This is a genomic window from Streptomyces sp. Ag109_O5-10 (genome assembly GCF_900105755.1).
Classification (GTDB): Bacteria; Actinomycetota; Actinomycetes; order Streptomycetales; family Streptomycetaceae; genus Streptomyces.
The window spans coordinates 5,012,008-5,028,453 of record NZ_FNTQ01000001.1 but is presented as its reverse complement, the minus strand read 5'-3'; the positions used below and the strand labels follow the sequence as shown (position 1 = coordinate 5,028,453).

General features: G+C 71.6%; 19 protein-coding genes. 9 read left to right on the top strand and 10 right to left on the bottom strand.

Going from position 1 to position 16,446, the window contains the following annotated elements; translation table 11 throughout:
• Positions 1-4: 4 nt before the first annotated feature.
• Positions 5-601, bottom strand: coding sequence for a hypothetical protein (locus tag BLW82_RS23005; protein ID WP_093501306.1), 597 nt, complete (start codon positions 599-601; stop codon positions 5-7).
• Positions 602-724: 123 nt separating this feature from the next.
• On the bottom strand, positions 725-1,684 hold the full coding sequence (gene sigJ / locus BLW82_RS23000) for an RNA polymerase sigma factor SigJ (RefSeq protein WP_093501305.1): 960 nt from the start codon (positions 1,682-1,684) through the stop codon (positions 725-727).
• A 166-nt stretch (positions 1,685-1,850) separates the two neighbouring features.
• On the opposite strand from sigJ, the gene BLW82_RS22995 reads away from it, so the two are divergent.
• Positions 1,851-2,906, top strand: coding sequence for an LUD domain-containing protein (locus BLW82_RS22995; protein ID WP_093501303.1), 1,056 nt, complete (start codon positions 1,851-1,853; stop codon positions 2,904-2,906).
• A gap of 40 nt (positions 2,907-2,946) precedes the next feature.
• Positions 2,947-3,309, top strand: a complete 363-nt coding sequence (locus BLW82_RS22990; RefSeq protein WP_093501301.1) for a DsrE family protein — start codon at positions 2,947-2,949, stop codon at positions 3,307-3,309.
• 83 nt (positions 3,310-3,392) lie between these two features.
• On the opposite strand, the gene BLW82_RS22985 is transcribed toward BLW82_RS22990, so the two are convergent.
• The 8 genes from BLW82_RS22985 to BLW82_RS22955 form a co-directional block, all read right to left on the bottom strand.
• The gene (locus BLW82_RS22985; protein WP_093501299.1) at positions 3,393-3,656 is read right to left on the bottom strand and encodes a DUF3099 domain-containing protein; all 264 of its coding nucleotides are present in this window, start codon (positions 3,654-3,656) and stop codon (positions 3,393-3,395) included.
• A 643-nt stretch (positions 3,657-4,299) separates the two neighbouring features.
• The gene (locus tag BLW82_RS22980) at positions 4,300-4,587 is read right to left on the bottom strand and encodes a DUF1416 domain-containing protein (RefSeq protein ID WP_093501297.1); all 288 of its coding nucleotides are present in this window, start codon (positions 4,585-4,587) and stop codon (positions 4,300-4,302) included.
• Between the two features lie 50 nt (positions 4,588-4,637).
• Entirely contained in the window at positions 4,638-5,477 is an 840-nt protein-coding gene (locus BLW82_RS22975; RefSeq protein WP_093501295.1) for a sulfurtransferase, read from the bottom strand.
• A gap of 122 nt (positions 5,478-5,599) precedes the next feature.
• Positions 5,600-5,680: an Ms5788A family Cys-rich leader peptide gene (locus BLW82_RS46330; RefSeq protein ID WP_350751515.1), complete on the bottom strand. Its 81-nt coding sequence runs from the start codon at positions 5,678-5,680 to the stop codon at positions 5,600-5,602.
• Between the two features lie 203 nt (positions 5,681-5,883).
• On the bottom strand, positions 5,884-6,621 hold the full coding sequence (locus BLW82_RS22970; protein WP_093501292.1) for an LmeA family phospholipid-binding protein: 738 nt from the start codon (positions 6,619-6,621) through the stop codon (positions 5,884-5,886).
• Between the two features lie 443 nt (positions 6,622-7,064).
• Positions 7,065-8,153 (bottom strand): hypothetical protein, encoded by a 1,089-nt coding sequence (locus tag BLW82_RS22965; protein ID WP_093501290.1) that lies wholly within the window; start codon positions 8,151-8,153, stop codon positions 7,065-7,067.
• Between the two features lie 9 nt (positions 8,154-8,162).
• Positions 8,163-8,417 carry a MoaD/ThiS family protein gene (locus BLW82_RS22960; protein WP_093501288.1) on the bottom strand — a complete coding sequence of 85 codons (255 nt, stop codon included), beginning with the start codon at positions 8,415-8,417 and terminating at the stop codon, positions 8,163-8,165.
• 53 nt (positions 8,418-8,470) lie between these two features.
• On the bottom strand, positions 8,471-9,307 hold the full coding sequence (locus BLW82_RS22955; protein ID WP_093501287.1) for an alpha/beta hydrolase: 837 nt from the start codon (positions 9,305-9,307) through the stop codon (positions 8,471-8,473).
• Positions 9,308-9,486: 179 nt separating this feature from the next.
• Between BLW82_RS22955 and BLW82_RS22950 the strand changes: the two genes are divergently transcribed.
• The 7 genes from BLW82_RS22950 to BLW82_RS22920 all read left to right on the top strand — a co-directional run bounded on the left by BLW82_RS22950 (position 9,487) and on the right by BLW82_RS22920 (position 16,414).
• On the top strand, positions 9,487-10,266 hold the full coding sequence (locus BLW82_RS22950) for a response regulator transcription factor (RefSeq protein ID WP_093501285.1): 780 nt from the start codon (positions 9,487-9,489) through the stop codon (positions 10,264-10,266).
• A 107-nt stretch (positions 10,267-10,373) separates the two neighbouring features.
• On the top strand, positions 10,374-11,396 hold the full coding sequence (locus BLW82_RS22945) for a LacI family DNA-binding transcriptional regulator (RefSeq protein ID WP_093501283.1): 1,023 nt from the start codon (positions 10,374-10,376) through the stop codon (positions 11,394-11,396).
• Between the two features lie 260 nt (positions 11,397-11,656).
• On the top strand, positions 11,657-12,775 hold the full coding sequence (locus tag BLW82_RS22940; protein ID WP_093501281.1) for a S1C family serine protease: 1,119 nt from the start codon (positions 11,657-11,659) through the stop codon (positions 12,773-12,775).
• Between the two features lie 31 nt (positions 12,776-12,806).
• Entirely contained in the window at positions 12,807-13,082 is a 276-nt protein-coding gene (locus tag BLW82_RS22935) for a hypothetical protein (protein ID WP_093501279.1), read from the top strand.
• 102 nt (positions 13,083-13,184) lie between these two features.
• Entirely contained in the window at positions 13,185-13,919 is a 735-nt protein-coding gene (locus tag BLW82_RS22930; protein WP_093501277.1) for a response regulator transcription factor, read from the top strand.
• On the top strand, positions 13,916-15,343 hold the full coding sequence (locus tag BLW82_RS22925; RefSeq protein WP_093501275.1) for a HAMP domain-containing sensor histidine kinase: 1,428 nt from the start codon (positions 13,916-13,918) through the stop codon (positions 15,341-15,343). The genes BLW82_RS22930 and BLW82_RS22925 overlap by 4 nt, the downstream gene beginning before the upstream one ends.
• Positions 15,344-15,676: 333 nt before the next feature.
• Entirely contained in the window at positions 15,677-16,414 is a 738-nt protein-coding gene (locus BLW82_RS22920) for a PH domain-containing protein (RefSeq protein ID WP_143063706.1), read from the top strand.
• Positions 16,415-16,446: the final 32 nt, after the last annotated feature.

Genomic DNA, 16,446 nt, shown 5'->3' with positions numbered 1-16,446 from the left:
GCACTCACGCCACCCCGGAGCCCTCGCCAGGAGGGCGGCGGATCAGGTGCAGACAGACGACCGAGGCGACGAAGGTCCGCCGTTCGGAGGCGTCCAGGCGGGGCGTCATTGCGACGACGTACTGCTGCAACCCGAGCCATGGGTCGACGGTGCTCACCTCGACCCGGCCGAGGATCTCCGGCGCGGGGTCGCCGCTTTCCGGGTCGGCCTCCGTGAGGCGCCATTCCACCGACGCCGCACTCAGCCGCGTGAGGAGGAGTCGGCGTCCTTGTTCCGTCCGGAGGCTCAGCTGCCGCGACTTGACGAGTCCACGGGCACCGGCGGTGCCGATCTCCCGGTCCGCTCCGTCGGCGAAGTGGAACCGCACCGGACCGAACTGCTGGAACGACTCGACCCAGGAACGCTTCTCGATTCGGAAGACGACCTCGCCGGACGTTCTCGTCAGGAGGAAGTGCGTGTGGTCGAGGTCCGTGACCTCGGCGAGCGGGGTCCCCTCCACGGTGGACACGGCCAGGGCGGGGCCCCTGTACGTGCGCCACTTCGAACGCTTCGGTTGCCCCACCACTACGGCATCCAGCGCGAACAGATCAGGTTGCGTCATCGGTCGCCCCTCCCCGCGCCCCGGCTTCCCCTCGACCGGGTACGTCCACTGTGGCCGAGAACCCGTCGGATCCCCACCCCTCGGGGGCGGCGCATCGGCGCCTGCACCGCGTTCACCGTCTGATCAGAGCTGGTTCGGGCCGAACCGCCAGGGACGGAGCTTCTCGGGATTCCGTACCGCCCAGATGTGCCTGATCCGGTCGCCCGCGATCTCGAACGCGAAGACGGTCGCGACGGCGCCGTCCTGCTCGGCGACCAGTCCGGGCAGGCCGTTGACCGTGCACTCCAGGAACGTCGTGCGGTGGCCCGCCACGCGAGCGATCTCGGCGTAGGCGTGGGCGATCCGCTCCCCGCCCACGATCGGGTCCAGGTGGGTGACGGCCAGCCCGCCGCCGTCGGCGGTCGCGGTGGCCTCGGGGTCGAGCAGGCCGATCAGGGCGTCGATGTCCTTGGCCTCCCAGGCCGTCCGGAACCGCCTGACGATGCCGGCCTGCCCGGCGTTCGGGCCCGCGGGGACCTGTGCGGTGCGGACGCGGCGGCGGGCGGAGGAGGCCAGCTGGCGGCAGGCCGCCGGGGTGCGGCCGACGATCTCGGCGACCTCGCCGAACGGGTAGCGGAAGACGTCGTGCAGGACGAAGGCGACGCGCTCGGCCGGGGTCATCGCGTCGAGGACGACCAGGAAGGCCATCGTCACCGACTCGTCGAGGGTGATCCGGTCGGCCGGGTCGGCCCCGCCGGAGCGCGCGGTGCTCCACTCGGTGGGCTCTGGCAGCGGTTCCGGGATCCAGTCGCCCACGTATGTCTCCCGCCTGGCGCGCGCCGAGCCGAGCAGGTTGAGGCAGATGCGGCTGGCGACCGTGGTCAGCCAGGCGCCGGGCGATGCGATGGCCTGCCGCCCGGACGCGGACATGGCGTACCAGCGGGCGTAGGCCTCCTGTACGACGTCCTCGGCGTCGGCGAGGGACCCGAGGAGCCGGTAGGCGAGGTTGATCAGCTGACGGCGCTCGCTCATGACCGCGCCGAGGCCCGGGGCGCTCTGCTCGCCCCGCTGGTGCCGTTCGCCCTGCTCGGCTCCGGTGGTCATGGCCTGCCGTCTCCCTCGCTCGCCCGTGTGACTGTGCCCCCTACCCGGTACGACAGAACAGCGCACCGGAATGTCAGGCCGGCGGGCCGCCTCACATCCGGCGGGGCTGCGTTGTCGTAACCGGTGAGGACGACGACGACAGGACGATGACGACTAGGGGACTTCGATGAACGACTTCCAGGCCATCGCGGACCGCGTCGAGATCGAGGCACTGCGCGGCGAATTCACCGACGCGGCGATGATGCGCGACCGGCCCCGCCTGGCCTCGCTGTTCACGCCGGACGGCGCTCTGCGCATGCCCAACATCCCCGCCGAGCAGATCGGCCGCGAGGAGATCATCGCCGGGGGCGAGCGGCTGCAGAGCCAGTGGGACTTCTTCGTGCAGAACACGCACCCCGGCACGATCCGGCTCGACGGCGACACCGCGACCGGCCGCGCCTACATCCAGGAGATCGCCCGCGCCCTCGACGGCCGCCAGGGGCTCAACTACGCCGTCTACCACGACCGCTACCGGCGCACCGCGGAGGGCTGGCGGTTCACCGAACGGGTGTACGAGGTCAGGTACCTCGACACCTCCCCGCTGGCGGGCACGGCGCCCCGGGCGGCGCCTGCCGCCTCCTTCGCCGACCCGGCACCGGCCGAACGGCTGGAGCGGACGGCCGCCGCGCTGCGGGCCAACGGCTTCGCCGCGGAGATCCTGGACGGCACCGCGGCCGCGCGCGCCCGCGTCAGGGAGCTGCTCCCCGAGGGCGCCACCGTGTTCACCGGAGCCAGCGAGACGCTCCGGCTGTCCGGCATCGACGAGGACATCAACACCGGCGGCCGGTACGACGCCGTCAGGCCGCGCGTCCTGGCCATCGACCGGGCCACCGGCGCCGACGAGATCCGCAGACTGCTCGCCAGCCCCGAGTACGTCCTCAACAGCGTCGCCGCGGTCACCGAGACCGGCTCGCTCGTCCTCGCCTCGGGCAGCGGCAGTCAGCTTCCCGCCAACGCCGGCGGGGCCGCCCACGCGGTCTGGGTCGTCGGCGCGCAGAAGGTGGTGCCCGACCTGAACACGGCGCTGCGCCGCGTCGAGGAACACGCCCTCCCGCTGGAGGACGCCCGCGCCCGGGAGGTGTACGGGTCACCCAGCGCCGTCAACCGGCTGCTCGTCCTCAACGCGGAGCCCCGCCCCGGGCGCGGCACGGTGCTGCTCCTCCGGGAGGCCGTCGGATACTGACCGGACGCGGCGGGTCCTGGTCGGTGGTTACGCTTCCGGCATGGCGAAGAAGCTGGTGATCAAGGTGACGGCGGGGGCGGACGCCCCCGAGCGGTGCTCGCAGGCGTTCACGGTGGCGGCGGTGGCCGTGGCGAGCGGCGTCGAGGTGTCGATGTGGCTGACCGGCGAGTCCGCGTGGTTCGCCCTGCCGGGCCGGGCCGCCGAGTTCGAACTCCCGCACGCGGCGCCGCTCCCCGACCTGGTCGACTCGATCCTGGCCGGCGGCACGCTCACGCTGTGTACCCAGTGCGCGGCCCGCCGGGACATCACGGAGAAGGACGTCATCGAGGGCGTACGGATCGCGGGCGCGCAGGTCTTCGTGCAGGAGGCGATGGCGGACGGGGCGCAGGCGCTCGTGTACTAGGCGCTCGCGCCGGATGTGCCGCCGTCCATCGGCTGCGGCGCCGTCGTGGCCGGTCGCGCAGTTCCCCGCGCCCCTTCGGGGTGCTAGGACCTCGGTGGCTTCTTGCCGTCCAGTTCGTCCCACCACTCGTCCGACTGCGGATCACCGGAGGGGTCGTCCCACCAGCGGTCGTCGGGGCCGCGACGGTTCGCGACCATCGCGGCGACCGGAGGGATGACCATGGCCACCACGCACATCCCCACGGCGGCGGGGACGGACCAGATGCGCACGACTCCCCAGGCCAGGACGAAGAGCCCGATACAGGTCCCCATCATGGCGAAGTACACGCGACGGCGACGAGCCAGCATGCATCCAGAGTAGGTCGGCCGCGGGCGATGAGCGCGGGCCGGGCGACGGGCGCCGCTCCGCCTCAGGGCCGACGGACGGAGTCCGGCGCAGCGTCACGAAGCCTGCGCAGCAGTACGAGCGACGCGTCACGAGGGGCCACGCGCCGGCGACGAGCCAGCAGCATCCAGAGTAGGTCTGCCGCGGGCGATGAGCGCGGGCCGGGCGACGGGCGCCGCTCCGCCTCAGGGCCGACGGACGGAGTCCGGCGCAGCGTCACGAAGCCTGCGCAGCAGTACGAGCGACGCGTCACGAGGGGCCACGCGACGGCGACGAGCCAGCAGCATCCAGAGTAGGTCTGCCGCGGGCGATGAGCGCGGGCCGGGCGACGGGCGCCGCTCCGCCTCAGGGCCGACGGACGGAGTCCGGCGCAGCGTCACGAAGCCTGCGCAGCAGTACGAGCGACGCGTCACGAGGGGCCACGCGACGGCGACGAGCCAGCAGCATCCAGAGTAGGTCTGCCGCGGGCGATGAGCGCGGGCCGGGCGACGGGCGCCGCTCCGCCTCAGGGTAGGTCGGCCGCGGGCGATGAGCGCGGGGCCGACAGCGGTGAAGGGCCGCGCCTTCCGGAGTGTGGGTCCGGGAGGCGCGGCCCTTCGGGTGTGCTCAGACCGCGATGGCGACCTCGGCCAGGCCGCCCTGCTGGGCGACGACCGTGCGGTCGGCGGTGGCGCCGGGGACGAGGGCGCGGACGGTCCAGGTGCCCTCCGCCGCGTAGAAGCGGAACTGTCCGGTGGCGGAGGTCGGGACCTCCGCGGTGAACTCGCCGGTCGAGTCCAGGAGGCGGACGTAGCCGACCACGGGCTCGCCGTCCTTCGTCACCTGACCCTGGATCGTGGTCTCACCGGGCTTGATCGTCGAGGGGTCCGGGCCGCCGGCCTTCGCTCCACACATGCTGATACTCCAGAGGTCTTGAACGGTCGGTCTGAGGTCTGGCCGGGGTCTTACTTGTTGGCGCCGAGCTCGATCGGGACGCCGACGAGGCTGCCGTACTCGGTCCAGGAGCCGTCGTAGTTCTTGACGTTCTCGACACCGAGCAGCTCGTGCAGGACGAACCAGGTCAGGGCCGAGCGCTCGCCGATACGGCAGTACGCGATGGTGTCCTTGGCGAGGTCGACCTGCTCCTCGGCGTAGAGCTCCTTGAGCTCGTCGTCCGACTTGAAGGTGCCGTCGTCGTTGGCGTTCTTCGACCACGGGATGTTGCGGGCCGAGGGCACGTGGCCGGGGCGCTGGGACTGCTCCTGCGGCAGGTGGGCCGGGGCGAGCAGCTTGCCGGAGAACTCGTCGGGGGAACGGACGTCGACGAGGTTCTGCGAGCCGATGGCCGCCACGACGTCGTCGCGGAAGGCGCGGATGGCGGTGTTCTGCGGCTTGGCCTTGTAGGTGGTCTCGGTGCGCTCCGGGACCTCCTCGACCAGCTCGCGGGCGTCCAGCTCCCACTTCTTGCGGCCGCCGTCGAGGAGCTTGACGTTCTCGTGGCCGTAGAGCTTGAAGTACCAGTAGGCGTAGGACGCGAACCAGTTGTTGTTGCCGCCGTAGAGGATCACCAGCGTGTCGTTGGCGATGCCCTTCGCCGACAGGAGCTTCTCGAAGCCCTCCTGGTCGATGAAGTCGCGGCGGACCGGGTCCTGCAGGTCCTTGGTCCAGTCGATGCGGATCGCGCCTCGGATGTGGTTCTTGTCGTAGGCGGACGTGTCCTCGTCCACCTCGACGATCGCGATCTCGGGGTTGTCCAGGTTGTCCTGGACCCAGTCGGCGTCGACCAGGACGTCGCTGCGGCTCATGCTCTTTCTCCTCCGGGGCAGGTGCGGCGGGGCGTGCGAGTGCGGTGGGTGCGCGTCAGAGCGCACGGATGCCCTCGACAGGGAGGGCAGGGGGATGCGGAGGCACGGCGCGGCCTCCGCCGTCAGAAGGGGCGACAGAGCATGGCGGCGACGCGGCACAGGTCGACTGCCCGCCGCTTCGTGAGATCCGCCTGACGCTTCATGGGCTCGATCGTAGGGACGGATAACCGGGCATGTCACCGGCATGTCGTATGGTGAGACGCGATCGTCCGAATCGCGAGACGGTGGAGGGTTCCGAGGCGTGGTTCCGGGGCGGGCGGGCGCCTGTGTCGGTCACCGCATCTACTGTACGGACGCAGCCGTCTCGTGTGCTGGACCGGCGCCGGTCCCGCCGTGCCGCCTCCCCCTACCCGGCCAGCCTGACGTTCGAACCCTTCACCGCGATCTCCACACCGTCCTTCTCGGCCTCCACCTTGTCCAGCTTGATGCCGCCGGGGAGCTGGTTGATCGCCTGCTGGAAGTCGGAGGCCTGCCGCAGGCGGTCCTCGGCGAGGCTGAAACCGCCGAGCTTGGGGAGGTTGTCGGCGTGCACCTGCACGGTGTTGTCCTTGACAGTGACCGAGCTCAGGACGTCGACCTTCTGGTGGGCGCTGACGCCGGGGACGGTGACCTCGACGGCGACCTTGATCTTGCCGTTGCCGCCGTCGGAGAGGCCGACGACCTGGCCGGTGAAGCCGAGGCCGAGGTCGGTGGGTGCGGTCCGGGCGTTCTTCAGCAGCTCGGCGTAGGAGATGAGCGCGGTGCCGGTGGCGGTCTGCGCGGTGGCGGAGCTGTAGTCGCCGGTGAAGGTGACGTCCTTCATGTCGGCGTTCAGGTCCTCGACGCGGATGGTCTTGCCGGTGGTGCCGGTGGTGGCGTCGTAGTCCTTGATGCCGACGTGCACGTCGTCGAGGGTGCCGCTCGCGACCTGGGTGAGGAACGGGAAGCCCTTGATGGAGACGTCGGGGGTACTGGCGAGGTTCTCCGTCGTCTTCAGCTTGCCTGCGGCCTCGCCCTGGGCGAAGTGCACGGCGACGCGGTCGACGATCACGAAGAGGACGCCGAGGACTACGAGGGTGATCAGAAGGATTCGCAATGCACGCATGTGGTCGGTTTCCCCCGGGGTCGGTGCTGGCGTCGGTGCCGCCACGCTAACCCCGCGGGGGTGGGCCGACGGGGAATTGTCGAGCACCTGTGACACTGCGGTGCTGGTGGTGCGGGGGGCTGCCGCCCCCAGACCCCCGGATCAGGGGGTGAACCGGCCCGTTTCCGGGTGCGGGCTCGGGGGGCTGAGCGCGCAGTTCCCCGCGCCCCTTACGGGGCCCAGGTCCGCGTCCGAGTGCAGGTTCGGGGGGGCTGAGCGCGCAGTTCCCCGCGCCCCTTACGGGGCCCAGGTCCGCGTTCGGGTGCAGGTTCGGGGGGGCTGAGCGCGCAGTTCCCCGCGCCCCTTGGGTCGGTGGAGAGCACCGGTGTTCGAGAGGCCTCGCCTTGTGACGGAGCTCAGCTCGCTTCTCTCGGCTGGCCGAGTCGGGTGGTGGGGGGCGAAGGTCAGTGGAGGATCCACACCACCGGGGCCGCGGCCGTCAGGGGGAGGGCGACGCCCGCTGTGAAGTGGACGAACCTCGACGGGTAGTCGTAGCTCGCCGCGCGGTGGCCGATGAGGGCGCAGGCCGCGGCCGCCGCTCCGATCAGGGCGCCCTTCGCGCCCAGGCCCGTCATGCCGCCCACCGCGATGCCCGCGCCGGCCGCGGCCAGCAGGGACACGACCACCGAGGCCGGGGCCGGCAGGGGCAGCGCCCGGGCCAGGACGGCCACCGCGACCGCGGCCGCGCCGACCGACACCGCGTCGGGGTCCGCGCCCAGGTAGCCCGTCGCGATGATCGCCAGTGCGGAGGAGGCGACGGTGGCCATCAGGCCGTACATCCGGGTGTCGGGGTCCGCGTGCGAGCGGAGCTGGAGGACGAGAGTGAGCAGGACCCAGATGCCCAGCGGGCCGAGGATCGCCGCCGGGGCCTGGTCGCGGCCCGCCACCAGGACAGCCACGTCCGCCGTGACGCCGCCCAGGAAGGCGAGCGCGATGCCCTGCCGGGCCGGCCACATGCCGTTCAGGCGGAACCAGCCGGCCGCCGTCACGGCCTGGAGGACCACCAGGGGGACGACGAGGGCGTACGAGGAGATCGGCGCCGCCACCGCGAGCAGCAGGCCCAGCAGTGCCGTGAGCAGCGCCGGCTGCATGCCGGGCTCGATGATCGGCGAACGGCCCTCCAGGCGGGCCCGCTGGGCGTCCGTGACGCGCGCGTTGCCCGCGAGGGTGGCGGGGCCGTAGCCGGCGTCGGGTTCGGCGGGGGTGGGAGCAGGTGTGGGAGCAGGGGTGGCGAACGCCTGCGGCGGCTGCTGCGGCTGCGGCTGCGGCTGCGGCTGCTCGGCGGTGTACGGGCGTTCGTACGACTGCGGCGGGAGGTAGGCCGCCTCAGGGGCGGCCGCGGCCTGTACCGGGGTGTGCGTCTGCGTCTCCCAGGTCTGGCCCTGCCACTGCTGGGTGGCGTACTGCTGCTCGTCGTACCCCCACTGCGGCTGCCCGGGGGGCTGCTGGTAGGGGTCGTAGCCCTCGTACGGCTCGTACGGCTGGTTGGTCATCGCTCTCGCTCACCCTCCTGCGAACGGCGGGAGCACCTCGACCGTGCCGCCCTCGGCCAGCCGTACCGTCTCATGTCCGCGCGTGCCCACGGGGTCACCGTCGATGAGGAAGGAGCATCGCCGCAGGACGCGCGCCAGTTCACCGGGGTGTCGCGTGCGCACCGCGGCCAGCGCCTCGGCGAGGGTGTCCGCGTCGTACGGCTCCTCGGCGATGCCGGCCGCGGCCTTCGCGGCGGCCCAGTAGCGCACCGTGACCTTGGGCATGCGGTTCCTCAGGAGGCTCGGAAGTTCATCAGTCGGCTGTGTACTGGGCCAGGCTAGCCCGCCCGCGCGGCCGCCCAGTCGCCGATCCTGGCCAGCAGCCGGTCGCTCGCCGCGTGTTCGGCGTGGCCCATGCCGGGCTCCAGCCAGAGCTCGGCGGCCCCACCTGCGGCGTCGGCCAGCATCCGGGGGTGGTCGACCGGGAAGTAGCCGTCGCTGTCGCCGTGCACGATCAGCAGCGGGGTCGGCGCGATCTTCGGCACCGCCTCCACCGGGGAGAGCGGTACCGGGTTCCAGTCCCGGTGGTGGATCCGGGTGCGGAAGCCGTAGCGGCCGACCAGCCGGCCCTCGGGCCTGGTGACCAGCCAGTGGACGCGGCGCATGGGTGCGGTGCCGCGGTAGTACCAGCGGGCGGGGGACGACACGGAGACGACCGCGTCCACACCGGCGTGCAGCGCGGCGTGCCGCAGGACCACCGAGCCGCCCATCGAGAAGCCGACGGTGACCACGCGCGCGTGGCCGAGGTCGCGGGCCCAGGCCACCGCCGCCGCCAGGTCGAGGACCTCGCGGTCGCCGACGGTGGTGCGGCCGGTGGACCGGCCGTGGCCGCGGAAGGAGAAGCTGACCACCGGGGCGTAACCGGTCAGGGCGGCCACCACCCGTCGTACGTGTGGCCGGTCCGCGTCTCCCGTGAAACCGTGGGCGATGACGAACACCAGGTCACGGGAGAGTGGCTGGGAGCCGTCGTATACGACGGAGGCGGGATCGTATACGGAATCGATGGAAACTCCGTCGACCGTGCGCAGAAACGTCCGCATAGAGGCGTTTCTGCTCGTCTCATATGTCGGACGAACGGCGGAACGTGCCACATGACCTGCCGGACCGATGCTCATGTGGGCTATTCTGCTGGGCAGAGGACTCGGGCAGCGCCGCCACCGGGTCCTTTTGTGCTTTCGGAAGGGCTGTATACGAAGCGGGAAACTCCAGGTGACCCGCGGTGTACGGAACATCGGGAGCGCAGCGCAGTGTCGTTGCACACAGTCCTCGCAGGGACCGAGGAGGAACCAGACTTATGAGTTCTCTGCTGCTCCTGACCAACGCCCTCCAGCCGTCGACGGAGGTGCTGCCGGCTCTCGGCCTGCTCCTGCACAACGTGCGGGTCGCCCCGGCGGAAGGGCCCGCCCTCGTCGACACCCCGGGTGCCGACGTCATCCTGATCGACGGACGCCGCGACCTCCCGCAGGTCCGCAGCCTCTGCCAGCTGCTCCGTTCCACCGGCCCCGGCTGTCCCCTCATCCTCGTCGTGACGGAGGGCGGGCTCGCCGCCGTCACCGCCGACTGGGGCATCGACGACGTCCTCCTCGACACCGCGGGTCCCGCTGAGGTCGAGGCCCGGCTGCGGCTGGCCATGGGCCGGCAGCAGATCGTCGCCGACGACTCCCCCATGGAGATCCGCAACGGCGACCTGTCGGTCGACGAGGCGACGTACAGCGCGAAGCTGAAGGGACGGGTCCTCGACCTCACGTTCAAGGAGTTCGAGCTGCTGAAGTACCTCGCCCAGCACCCCGGCCGGGTGTTCACTCGTGCACAGCTGCTCCAGGAGGTCTGGGGCTACGACTACTTCGGCGGCACCCGGACCGTCGACGTGCACGTACGTCGGCTGCGCGCCAAGCTCGGCGTGGAGCACGAGTCCTTGATCGGAACCGTCCGGAACGTCGGTTATCGATTCGTTACGCCGGAGAAGGGCGAGCGGGCCGGTGACGCGGCCAAGGCGCACGCCGACCGGCCAAAGCCGGAGGATGCGGACGCATCGGCGGCCCTGGACGCGGTCGAGGTGCCGACGGAGGCGTAGTCGTCGTCCGGGCGGGGCATGGCCGCCGCCCGGACAGGGCATTGCTTACGCAAGCGAAGCTCCGATTCGCCCTGCCCAGAGCGGGTCCATCCGCGTAGACTCCGCGCGTGGCCAAGGTGACTCGGGATGATGTGGCGCGGCTGGCGGGGACTTCCACCGCCGTTGTCAGTTATGTCATCAACAACGGACCCCGGCCGGTCGCCCCGGCCACGCGCGAGCGTGTCCTCGCCGCGATCAAGGAACTGGGGTACCGCCCGGACCGGGTCGCCCAGGCGATGGCGTCCCGGCGCACCGACCTCATAGGCCTCATCATTCCCGACGCCCGCCAGCCGTTCTTCGGCGAGATGGCGCACGCGGTCGAGCAGGCCGCGTCCGAGCGCGGAAAGATGGTGCTGGTCGGCAACACCGACTACGTCGGCGAGCGCGAGGTGCACTACCTGCGCGCGTTCCTCGGGATGCGGGTCTCGGGCCTCATCCTGGTCTCCCACGCGCTGAACGATCTGGCCGCCGCCGAGATCGAGGCCTGGGACGCCCGGGTGGTGCTGCTGCACGAGCGGCCCGAGGCGATCGACGACGTGGCGGTGGTGACCGACGACCTCGGCGGCGCGCAGCTCGCCGTCCGCCATCTGCTGGAGCACGGCTACGACTACGTGGCCTGTATGGGCGGCACCGCCGACACCCCGGCCGTCGGCGACCCGGTCTCGGACCACGTCGAGGGCTGGAAGCGGGCGATGGACGAGGCGGGCCTGCCGACGGAGGGCCGGCTGTTCGAGGCGCCGTACAACCGGTACGACGCGTACCGGGTCGCCCTCGAGGTCCTCGCCGGCCCCGACCGTCCTCCGGCGATCTTCTGCTCCACCGACGACCAGGCCCTCGGTGTGCTGCGGGCGGCCCGCGAGCTGCGTATCGACGTGCCCGGGGAGCTGGCGGTGGCCGGTTTCGACGACATCAAGGAGGCGGCGCTGGCGGATCCCCCGCTGACGACGATCGCCTCGGACCGCCCGGCGATGGCGCGTGCCGCGGTGGACCTGGTGCTCGACGACGGGCTGCGGGTGGCGGGGTCGCGGAGGGAGCGTCTGAAGACGTTTCCTTCCCGGCTGGTGGTGCGGGGTTCCTGCGGGTGCGTGTAGGCGTTCGGGCCCGGGTGCGCGGTGGTTCGTCGACCGCGGCTGCGTCGTGGTTGCCCGCGCGGTTCCCCGCGCCCCTGACGGGGCGCTGAAGCAAGCGGCGCCACAGACGCGCCCAAAGCACAGGTAACACCTTCCTTAACGACCCATGAGAGCCCTCCGCGACCTGCGGGAAGCTTCCTTATATCGGGCAAACGAGCTTCTCGCGGCGTTCTCAGCGGGCACTCAGGAGGCTCTCATGGTCGCGGGACAAGCTACTTGTCATGACCGAGAGCTTCCGCCGCAGCGGCGAGTACGAGAACCCGCAGGGTCCCCAGGGTGACGCCTACCAGGGCGCGTACCCCCAGCAGCAGCACGCCTCCTCCCCCGTCAACCCGGAGTGGCCGCCCCCGCCCACCCACCAGCCGGTGGTCGACGGCGGCTACGGCGAGGGGACGGCCGTACTCCCCACTGTCGGCCCGGACGCGGAGCACCCGGCGGAGCACGGGACGCACTCGGCACCCAAGAAGCGGACCCGGGGCCCGATAACCCTTCTCGCCGCGGTCGCGATCGTCGCGGCCGCCGTCGGCGGCGGCACCGCGTACGCCTTCCAGGAGCTGACCGGCAAGAACGAGGTCGTCTCCAGCAGCACCACCACCAGCGTGGTGCCCTCCAGCAAGAAGGGCGACGTCGCCAGCATCGCCGCCGCCGTCAGCCCGAGCGTCGTCGAGGTCAACGCGACCCTCAGCAACGGCACCTCCACCGGCTCCGGCGTCGTGATCACCAGCGGCGGCGAGATCGTCACCAACAACCACGTGATCTCCGGCGCCCAGTCGGTCAAGGTCACCACCAGCAACGGCAAGTCGTACACCGCCGAGGTCGTCGGCACCGACAGCTCCAAGGACCTCGCCCTCCTGAAACTCCAGGGCGCCTCCGGTCTCAGCCCCGCCACCCTCGGCAACTCCGCCGGCGTCCAGGTCGGCGACACGGTCGTGGCGATCGGCTCACCCGAGGGCCTGACCGGCACCGTCACCAGCGGCATCGTCTCCGCGCTCAACCGGGACGTCACCGTCTCCACCGACGAGGGCCAGCAGCAACAGCAGGGCGGCGGCGACGGCCGGTGGCCGTTCTCCTTCGGCGGCCAGCAGTTCAACGGCGACACCGGCTCGTCCACCACGACCTACAAGGCGATCCAGACCGACGCGTCCCTGAACCCCGGCAACTCCGGCGGCGCGCTGATCGACGCCGGCGGCGACATCGTCGGCATCAACTCCGCGATGTACTCGGCCAGTTCCGACTCCTCGTCGTCCTCGGACGCGGGCAGCGTCGGCCTCGGCTTCGCCATCCCGATCAACACCGTCAAGTCCGACCTGGCCAAGCTGCGGTCGGGCTCCACCAGCTGAACCACCGGCAAGAGCACGTAGGGAGCACGTCATGATCAAGCAGGTTTCGCACACGATGTCCGCCGACAGCCCGGCCGGTGTCAGCCTGGCCCTTGCCGTGGCGTACGAGTTCCACGCGCCGACGGAGGCCGTGGTCGCGCCGACCCCGGCCCCGCGCGCCCCGGAGGAGGCCATGGTGGCGCCGGCCCCGGCCCCGCGTGCCCCGGAGGTCGTGCCGGCCCCGCAGCTGATGGGCCTGCGCACCTCGGCGGCCCGGCCGCACCAGCGCAAGGTGCCGCTGAGCCGCATGACCCTGGTACGCGGCTAGGGGCGTATCGCCCCACCGGTGTGCATACCCGACAGCCCGGAAACATGCGAGGCTGAGAGGCATCCCGACCAAGAACCCCCACACCCCGAGGAATCGCGAGCGATGAGCCCCGCCGATGGCGACCGTGAACCCCAGCGCATCCTGATCGTCGACGACGAGCCGGCCGTACGCGAAGCCCTCCAGCGCAGCCTCGCCTTCGAGGGGTACGAGACCGAGGTCGCGGTCGACGGCGCGGACGCGCTGGAGAAGGCGGCAGCCTACAAGCCGGACCTGATCGTCCTCGACATCCAGATGCCGCGGATGGACGGCATGACGGCCGCCCGCCGCATCCGCGGGGCCGGCGACACCACCCCGATCCTGATGCTGACGGCCCGCGACACGGTCGGCGACCGCGTCACCGGGCTCGACGCGGGGGCGGACGACTACCTGGTCAAGCCGTTCGAGCTCGACGAACTCTTCGCCCGCATCCGCGCCCTGCTGCGCCGCAGCTCGTACGTGGCCACGGTCGCCGACGGCGTCCAGGAGGACGAGGCGCTCACCTTCGGCGACCTGCGCATGGACCTCGCGACCCGAGAGGTCACCCGGTCCGGCCGCCAGGTCGAGCTGACCCGCACGGAGTTCACCCTGCTGGAGATGTTCATGGCGCACCCGCGCCAGGTCCTCACCCGCGAGCAGATCCTGAAGGCGGTCTGGGGCTTCGACTTCGAGCCCTCGTCCAACTCCCTCGACGTCTACGTCATGTACCTCCGCCGCAAGACCGAGGCCGGCGGCGAGCCCCGACTCGTCCACACCGTGCGCGGCGTCGGGTACGTCCTGCGCCAGGGCGGCGCCGAGTGAACAGGCTCACCGCCCGTTTCCGCAGCCTCCCGATCCGTGCCCGCCTGTCGATGCTGGTCGCGGCGGCGGTGGCGTTCGCGGTGGCGGCGGTTTCGGTGACCTGCTGGTTCATCGTGCAGGGGAAGCTGTACGACCAGCTCGAGAGCGATCTGACGAAGCAGCAGCGCGGTCCGGCGGTGTACCAGATCGTCAGCAACGCCATAGCCGAATGCTCCGAAGCGCCCCAGGACGCCAACAGCTTCCGGACCAACTACGGCCAGGCCGTCACGCTGGACGGCAGGATCTGCCTTCTGCCCGGCGCCACGGGCGAGGTCAAGGTCAGCCAGTCCGACAAGAACCTCATCAAGGCCGGCGACACCCGGACCCTCTACTTCCGCAACGGCACCGACAACGAGGGCAACGCGCTGCGTGTGATGACCCAGGTGTTGCCCACCAACACGGACACGTACGTGGGACTGGTCACAGCCGTTCCTCTGAAGGGCACCCAGGACACCCTCAAGGACCTCGCCCTGATCCTCCTCCTCGTCTCCGGCGTAGGAGTGATCGGCGCCGGCGCCGCGGGCCTCGCCGTAGCGCGGGCCGGGCTCCGCCCCGTCGACAAGCTCACCGAGGCCGTCGAGCACGTCGCTCGTACCGAGGACCTGAGTGTCCGGATCCCGGTGGAGGAGGAGTCGGACGACGAGATCGCGCGTCTGTCCCGGTCCTTCAACAGCATGACCAGCTCCCTGGCCAGCTCCCGCGAACTGCAGCAGCAGCTCATCGCGGACGCCGGTCACGAACTGCGCACCCCGCTCACCTCCCTCCGCACGAACATCGAACTCCTCACCCGCAGCGAGGAGACCGGCCGCCCGATCCCCGCGGCGGACCGCAAGGCGCTGCTCGCCTCGGTGAAGGCGCAGGTGACGGAGCTGGCGTCGCTGATCGGTGACCTCCAGGAGCTGTCCCGCTCGGAGGGGCAGCACGGTGAGCGCGTGCAGATCGTGGCCCTTCAGGACACGGTCGAGGCGGCCCTGCGCCGCGCCCGCCTGCGCGGCCCGGAGCTGACGATCACGGCGGACGTCCAGCCGTGGTTCGTCCGCGCGGAGCCCTCCGCCCTGGAGCGCGCGATCGTCAACATCCTCGACAACGCGGTGAAGTTCAGCCCGGAGGGCGGCAAGATCGAGGTCGCCCTGGAACGCGGCGTCCTCACGGTCCGCGACCACGGCCCCGGCATCCCCGAGGACGAACTCCCCCACGTCTTCGACCGCTTCTGGCGCTCCCCGAGCGCACGGGCCCTCCCCGGCTCGGGGCTGGGCCTGTCGATCGTGGCGCGCACGGTGCGACAGGCAGGCGGCGACGTCACCCTGGCCCGCGCAAACGGCGGCGGCACCCTGGCGACGGTACGGCTGCCGGGGGCACCTACGACTCCGCCGGACATCCGGTGAACAGTTGAACCGCCACCGGCCGTAGCAGCCGGAGCATCCGGCGACCAGCCCGTCTGTCGGGGGCGGCACTCGTGAGACCGTCGGCCGCTCCCCGGACTCCGGCCGGCTGGGGTCACCCTCGTCGCCGTCAGTGTGCGGCCTCCGTGGCCACCGCACTCACCCGCGCTTCGGCCCCGTGATCGTCTCCCCGATCACGGGGCCCGTCGGCTCCAGGCCACCCGTTCGGGCGAGGACGGAACGGGACGCCCACCGCCTCCTGACGCCTCAGGCGGCGGCCATATCCTCTCCCCAGTCGCGCACCCGTTCGGTGCGTACGGGGAGGGGTTCGGGGTCGTGGACGAGGGTGGAGTCAGGCGGGAGTACCGGATGCGGCGCAAGCAGCCGCGCTCGCAGTTGCTGCTGCTGGGGCTGCTGCTGGTGAACGCGTTCGTCCAGACCGGTCGGGTCTCCGGCGGCGGGGACGGAGGCGGGGTCCGGTGGGGGCCGCCGGTCATGGTGCTGGTGATGGTCGTGGCGATCGCGCGGATCTCGCTGGAGCACTTCCGGGCGCGCACCAGGGTCAGCACCGCCGGGATCATTGCGCAGGGGCCGGTGCGGGCGCGGAACTGGGCCTGGTCCGACGTGTACGACATCCGGGTCGAGCACGCGCCGCGCGGTTCCGGGCCGGCGGCCCCGCAGTGGCTCACCTACCTGTACGACTTCCGGGGCCGCCGGTTCCTGCTCCCGCACCTCGACGACTGGCAGGTCGACGACCCCTACGCCGAGGTCGCCGAGCTGTGCCTGGTCGCCGCCCCGCTGCGCAGCCTCACCTGGGAGCGCCGCCCGGACGTCGAGGAGCGGATCCTGCGAGGGGCCGTGCGGCGCAGGGCGTGGACGTGGGGGGCGAACGGCACGATCGCGGTCTTCTGCCTGATGTTCGCGGTCGACATGGGGCGCGCTGCCACGGGGCGCTCCGACCACCCGTTCCTGCTCATGGTATGCGTGCCCCTCGCCTGCGGCGTCGCCCTGGCCGCCGTCCTCGACCGGTACTGGAGCACCCGGCCGCCGCGCTCCCCGGCCCGGCAGCCGTAGCCCACCCACATCCCACCCCCAGCCCGGTTTTG

Bases quoted from the DNA above. Each gene is read 5' to 3' on its own strand.
- BLW82_RS23005 (WP_093501306.1), bottom strand. From the start codon at position 601: ATGACGCAACCTGATCTGTTCGCGCTGGATGCCGTAGTGGTGGGGCAA.
- sigJ (WP_093501305.1), bottom strand. From the start codon at position 1,684: ATGACCACCGGAGCCGAGCAGGGCGAACGGCACCAGCGGGGCGAGCAG.
- BLW82_RS22995 (WP_093501303.1), top strand. From the start codon at position 1,851: ATGAACGACTTCCAGGCCATCGCGGACCGCGTCGAGATCGAGGCACTG.
- BLW82_RS22990 (WP_093501301.1), top strand. From the start codon at position 2,947: ATGGCGAAGAAGCTGGTGATCAAGGTGACGGCGGGGGCGGACGCCCCC.
- BLW82_RS22985 (WP_093501299.1), bottom strand. From the start codon at position 3,656: ATGCTGGCTCGTCGCCGTCGCGTGTACTTCGCCATGATGGGGACCTGT.
- BLW82_RS22980 (WP_093501297.1), bottom strand. From the start codon at position 4,587: ATGTGTGGAGCGAAGGCCGGCGGCCCGGACCCCTCGACGATCAAGCCC.
- BLW82_RS22975 (WP_093501295.1), bottom strand. From the start codon at position 5,477: ATGAGCCGCAGCGACGTCCTGGTCGACGCCGACTGGGTCCAGGACAAC.
- BLW82_RS46330 (WP_350751515.1), bottom strand. From the start codon at position 5,680: ATGAAGCGTCAGGCGGATCTCACGAAGCGGCGGGCAGTCGACCTGTGC.
- BLW82_RS22970 (WP_093501292.1), bottom strand. From the start codon at position 6,621: ATGCGTGCATTGCGAATCCTTCTGATCACCCTCGTAGTCCTCGGCGTC.
- BLW82_RS22965 (WP_093501290.1), bottom strand. From the start codon at position 8,153: ATGACCAACCAGCCGTACGAGCCGTACGAGGGCTACGACCCCTACCAG.
- BLW82_RS22960 (WP_093501288.1), bottom strand. From the start codon at position 8,417: ATGCCCAAGGTCACGGTGCGCTACTGGGCCGCCGCGAAGGCCGCGGCC.
- BLW82_RS22955 (WP_093501287.1), bottom strand. From the start codon at position 9,307: ATGAGCATCGGTCCGGCAGGTCATGTGGCACGTTCCGCCGTTCGTCCG.
- BLW82_RS22950 (WP_093501285.1), top strand. From the start codon at position 9,487: ATGAGTTCTCTGCTGCTCCTGACCAACGCCCTCCAGCCGTCGACGGAG.
- BLW82_RS22940 (WP_093501281.1), top strand. From the start codon at position 11,657: ATGACCGAGAGCTTCCGCCGCAGCGGCGAGTACGAGAACCCGCAGGGT.
- BLW82_RS22935 (WP_093501279.1), top strand. From the start codon at position 12,807: ATGATCAAGCAGGTTTCGCACACGATGTCCGCCGACAGCCCGGCCGGT.
- BLW82_RS22930 (WP_093501277.1), top strand. From the start codon at position 13,185: ATGAGCCCCGCCGATGGCGACCGTGAACCCCAGCGCATCCTGATCGTC.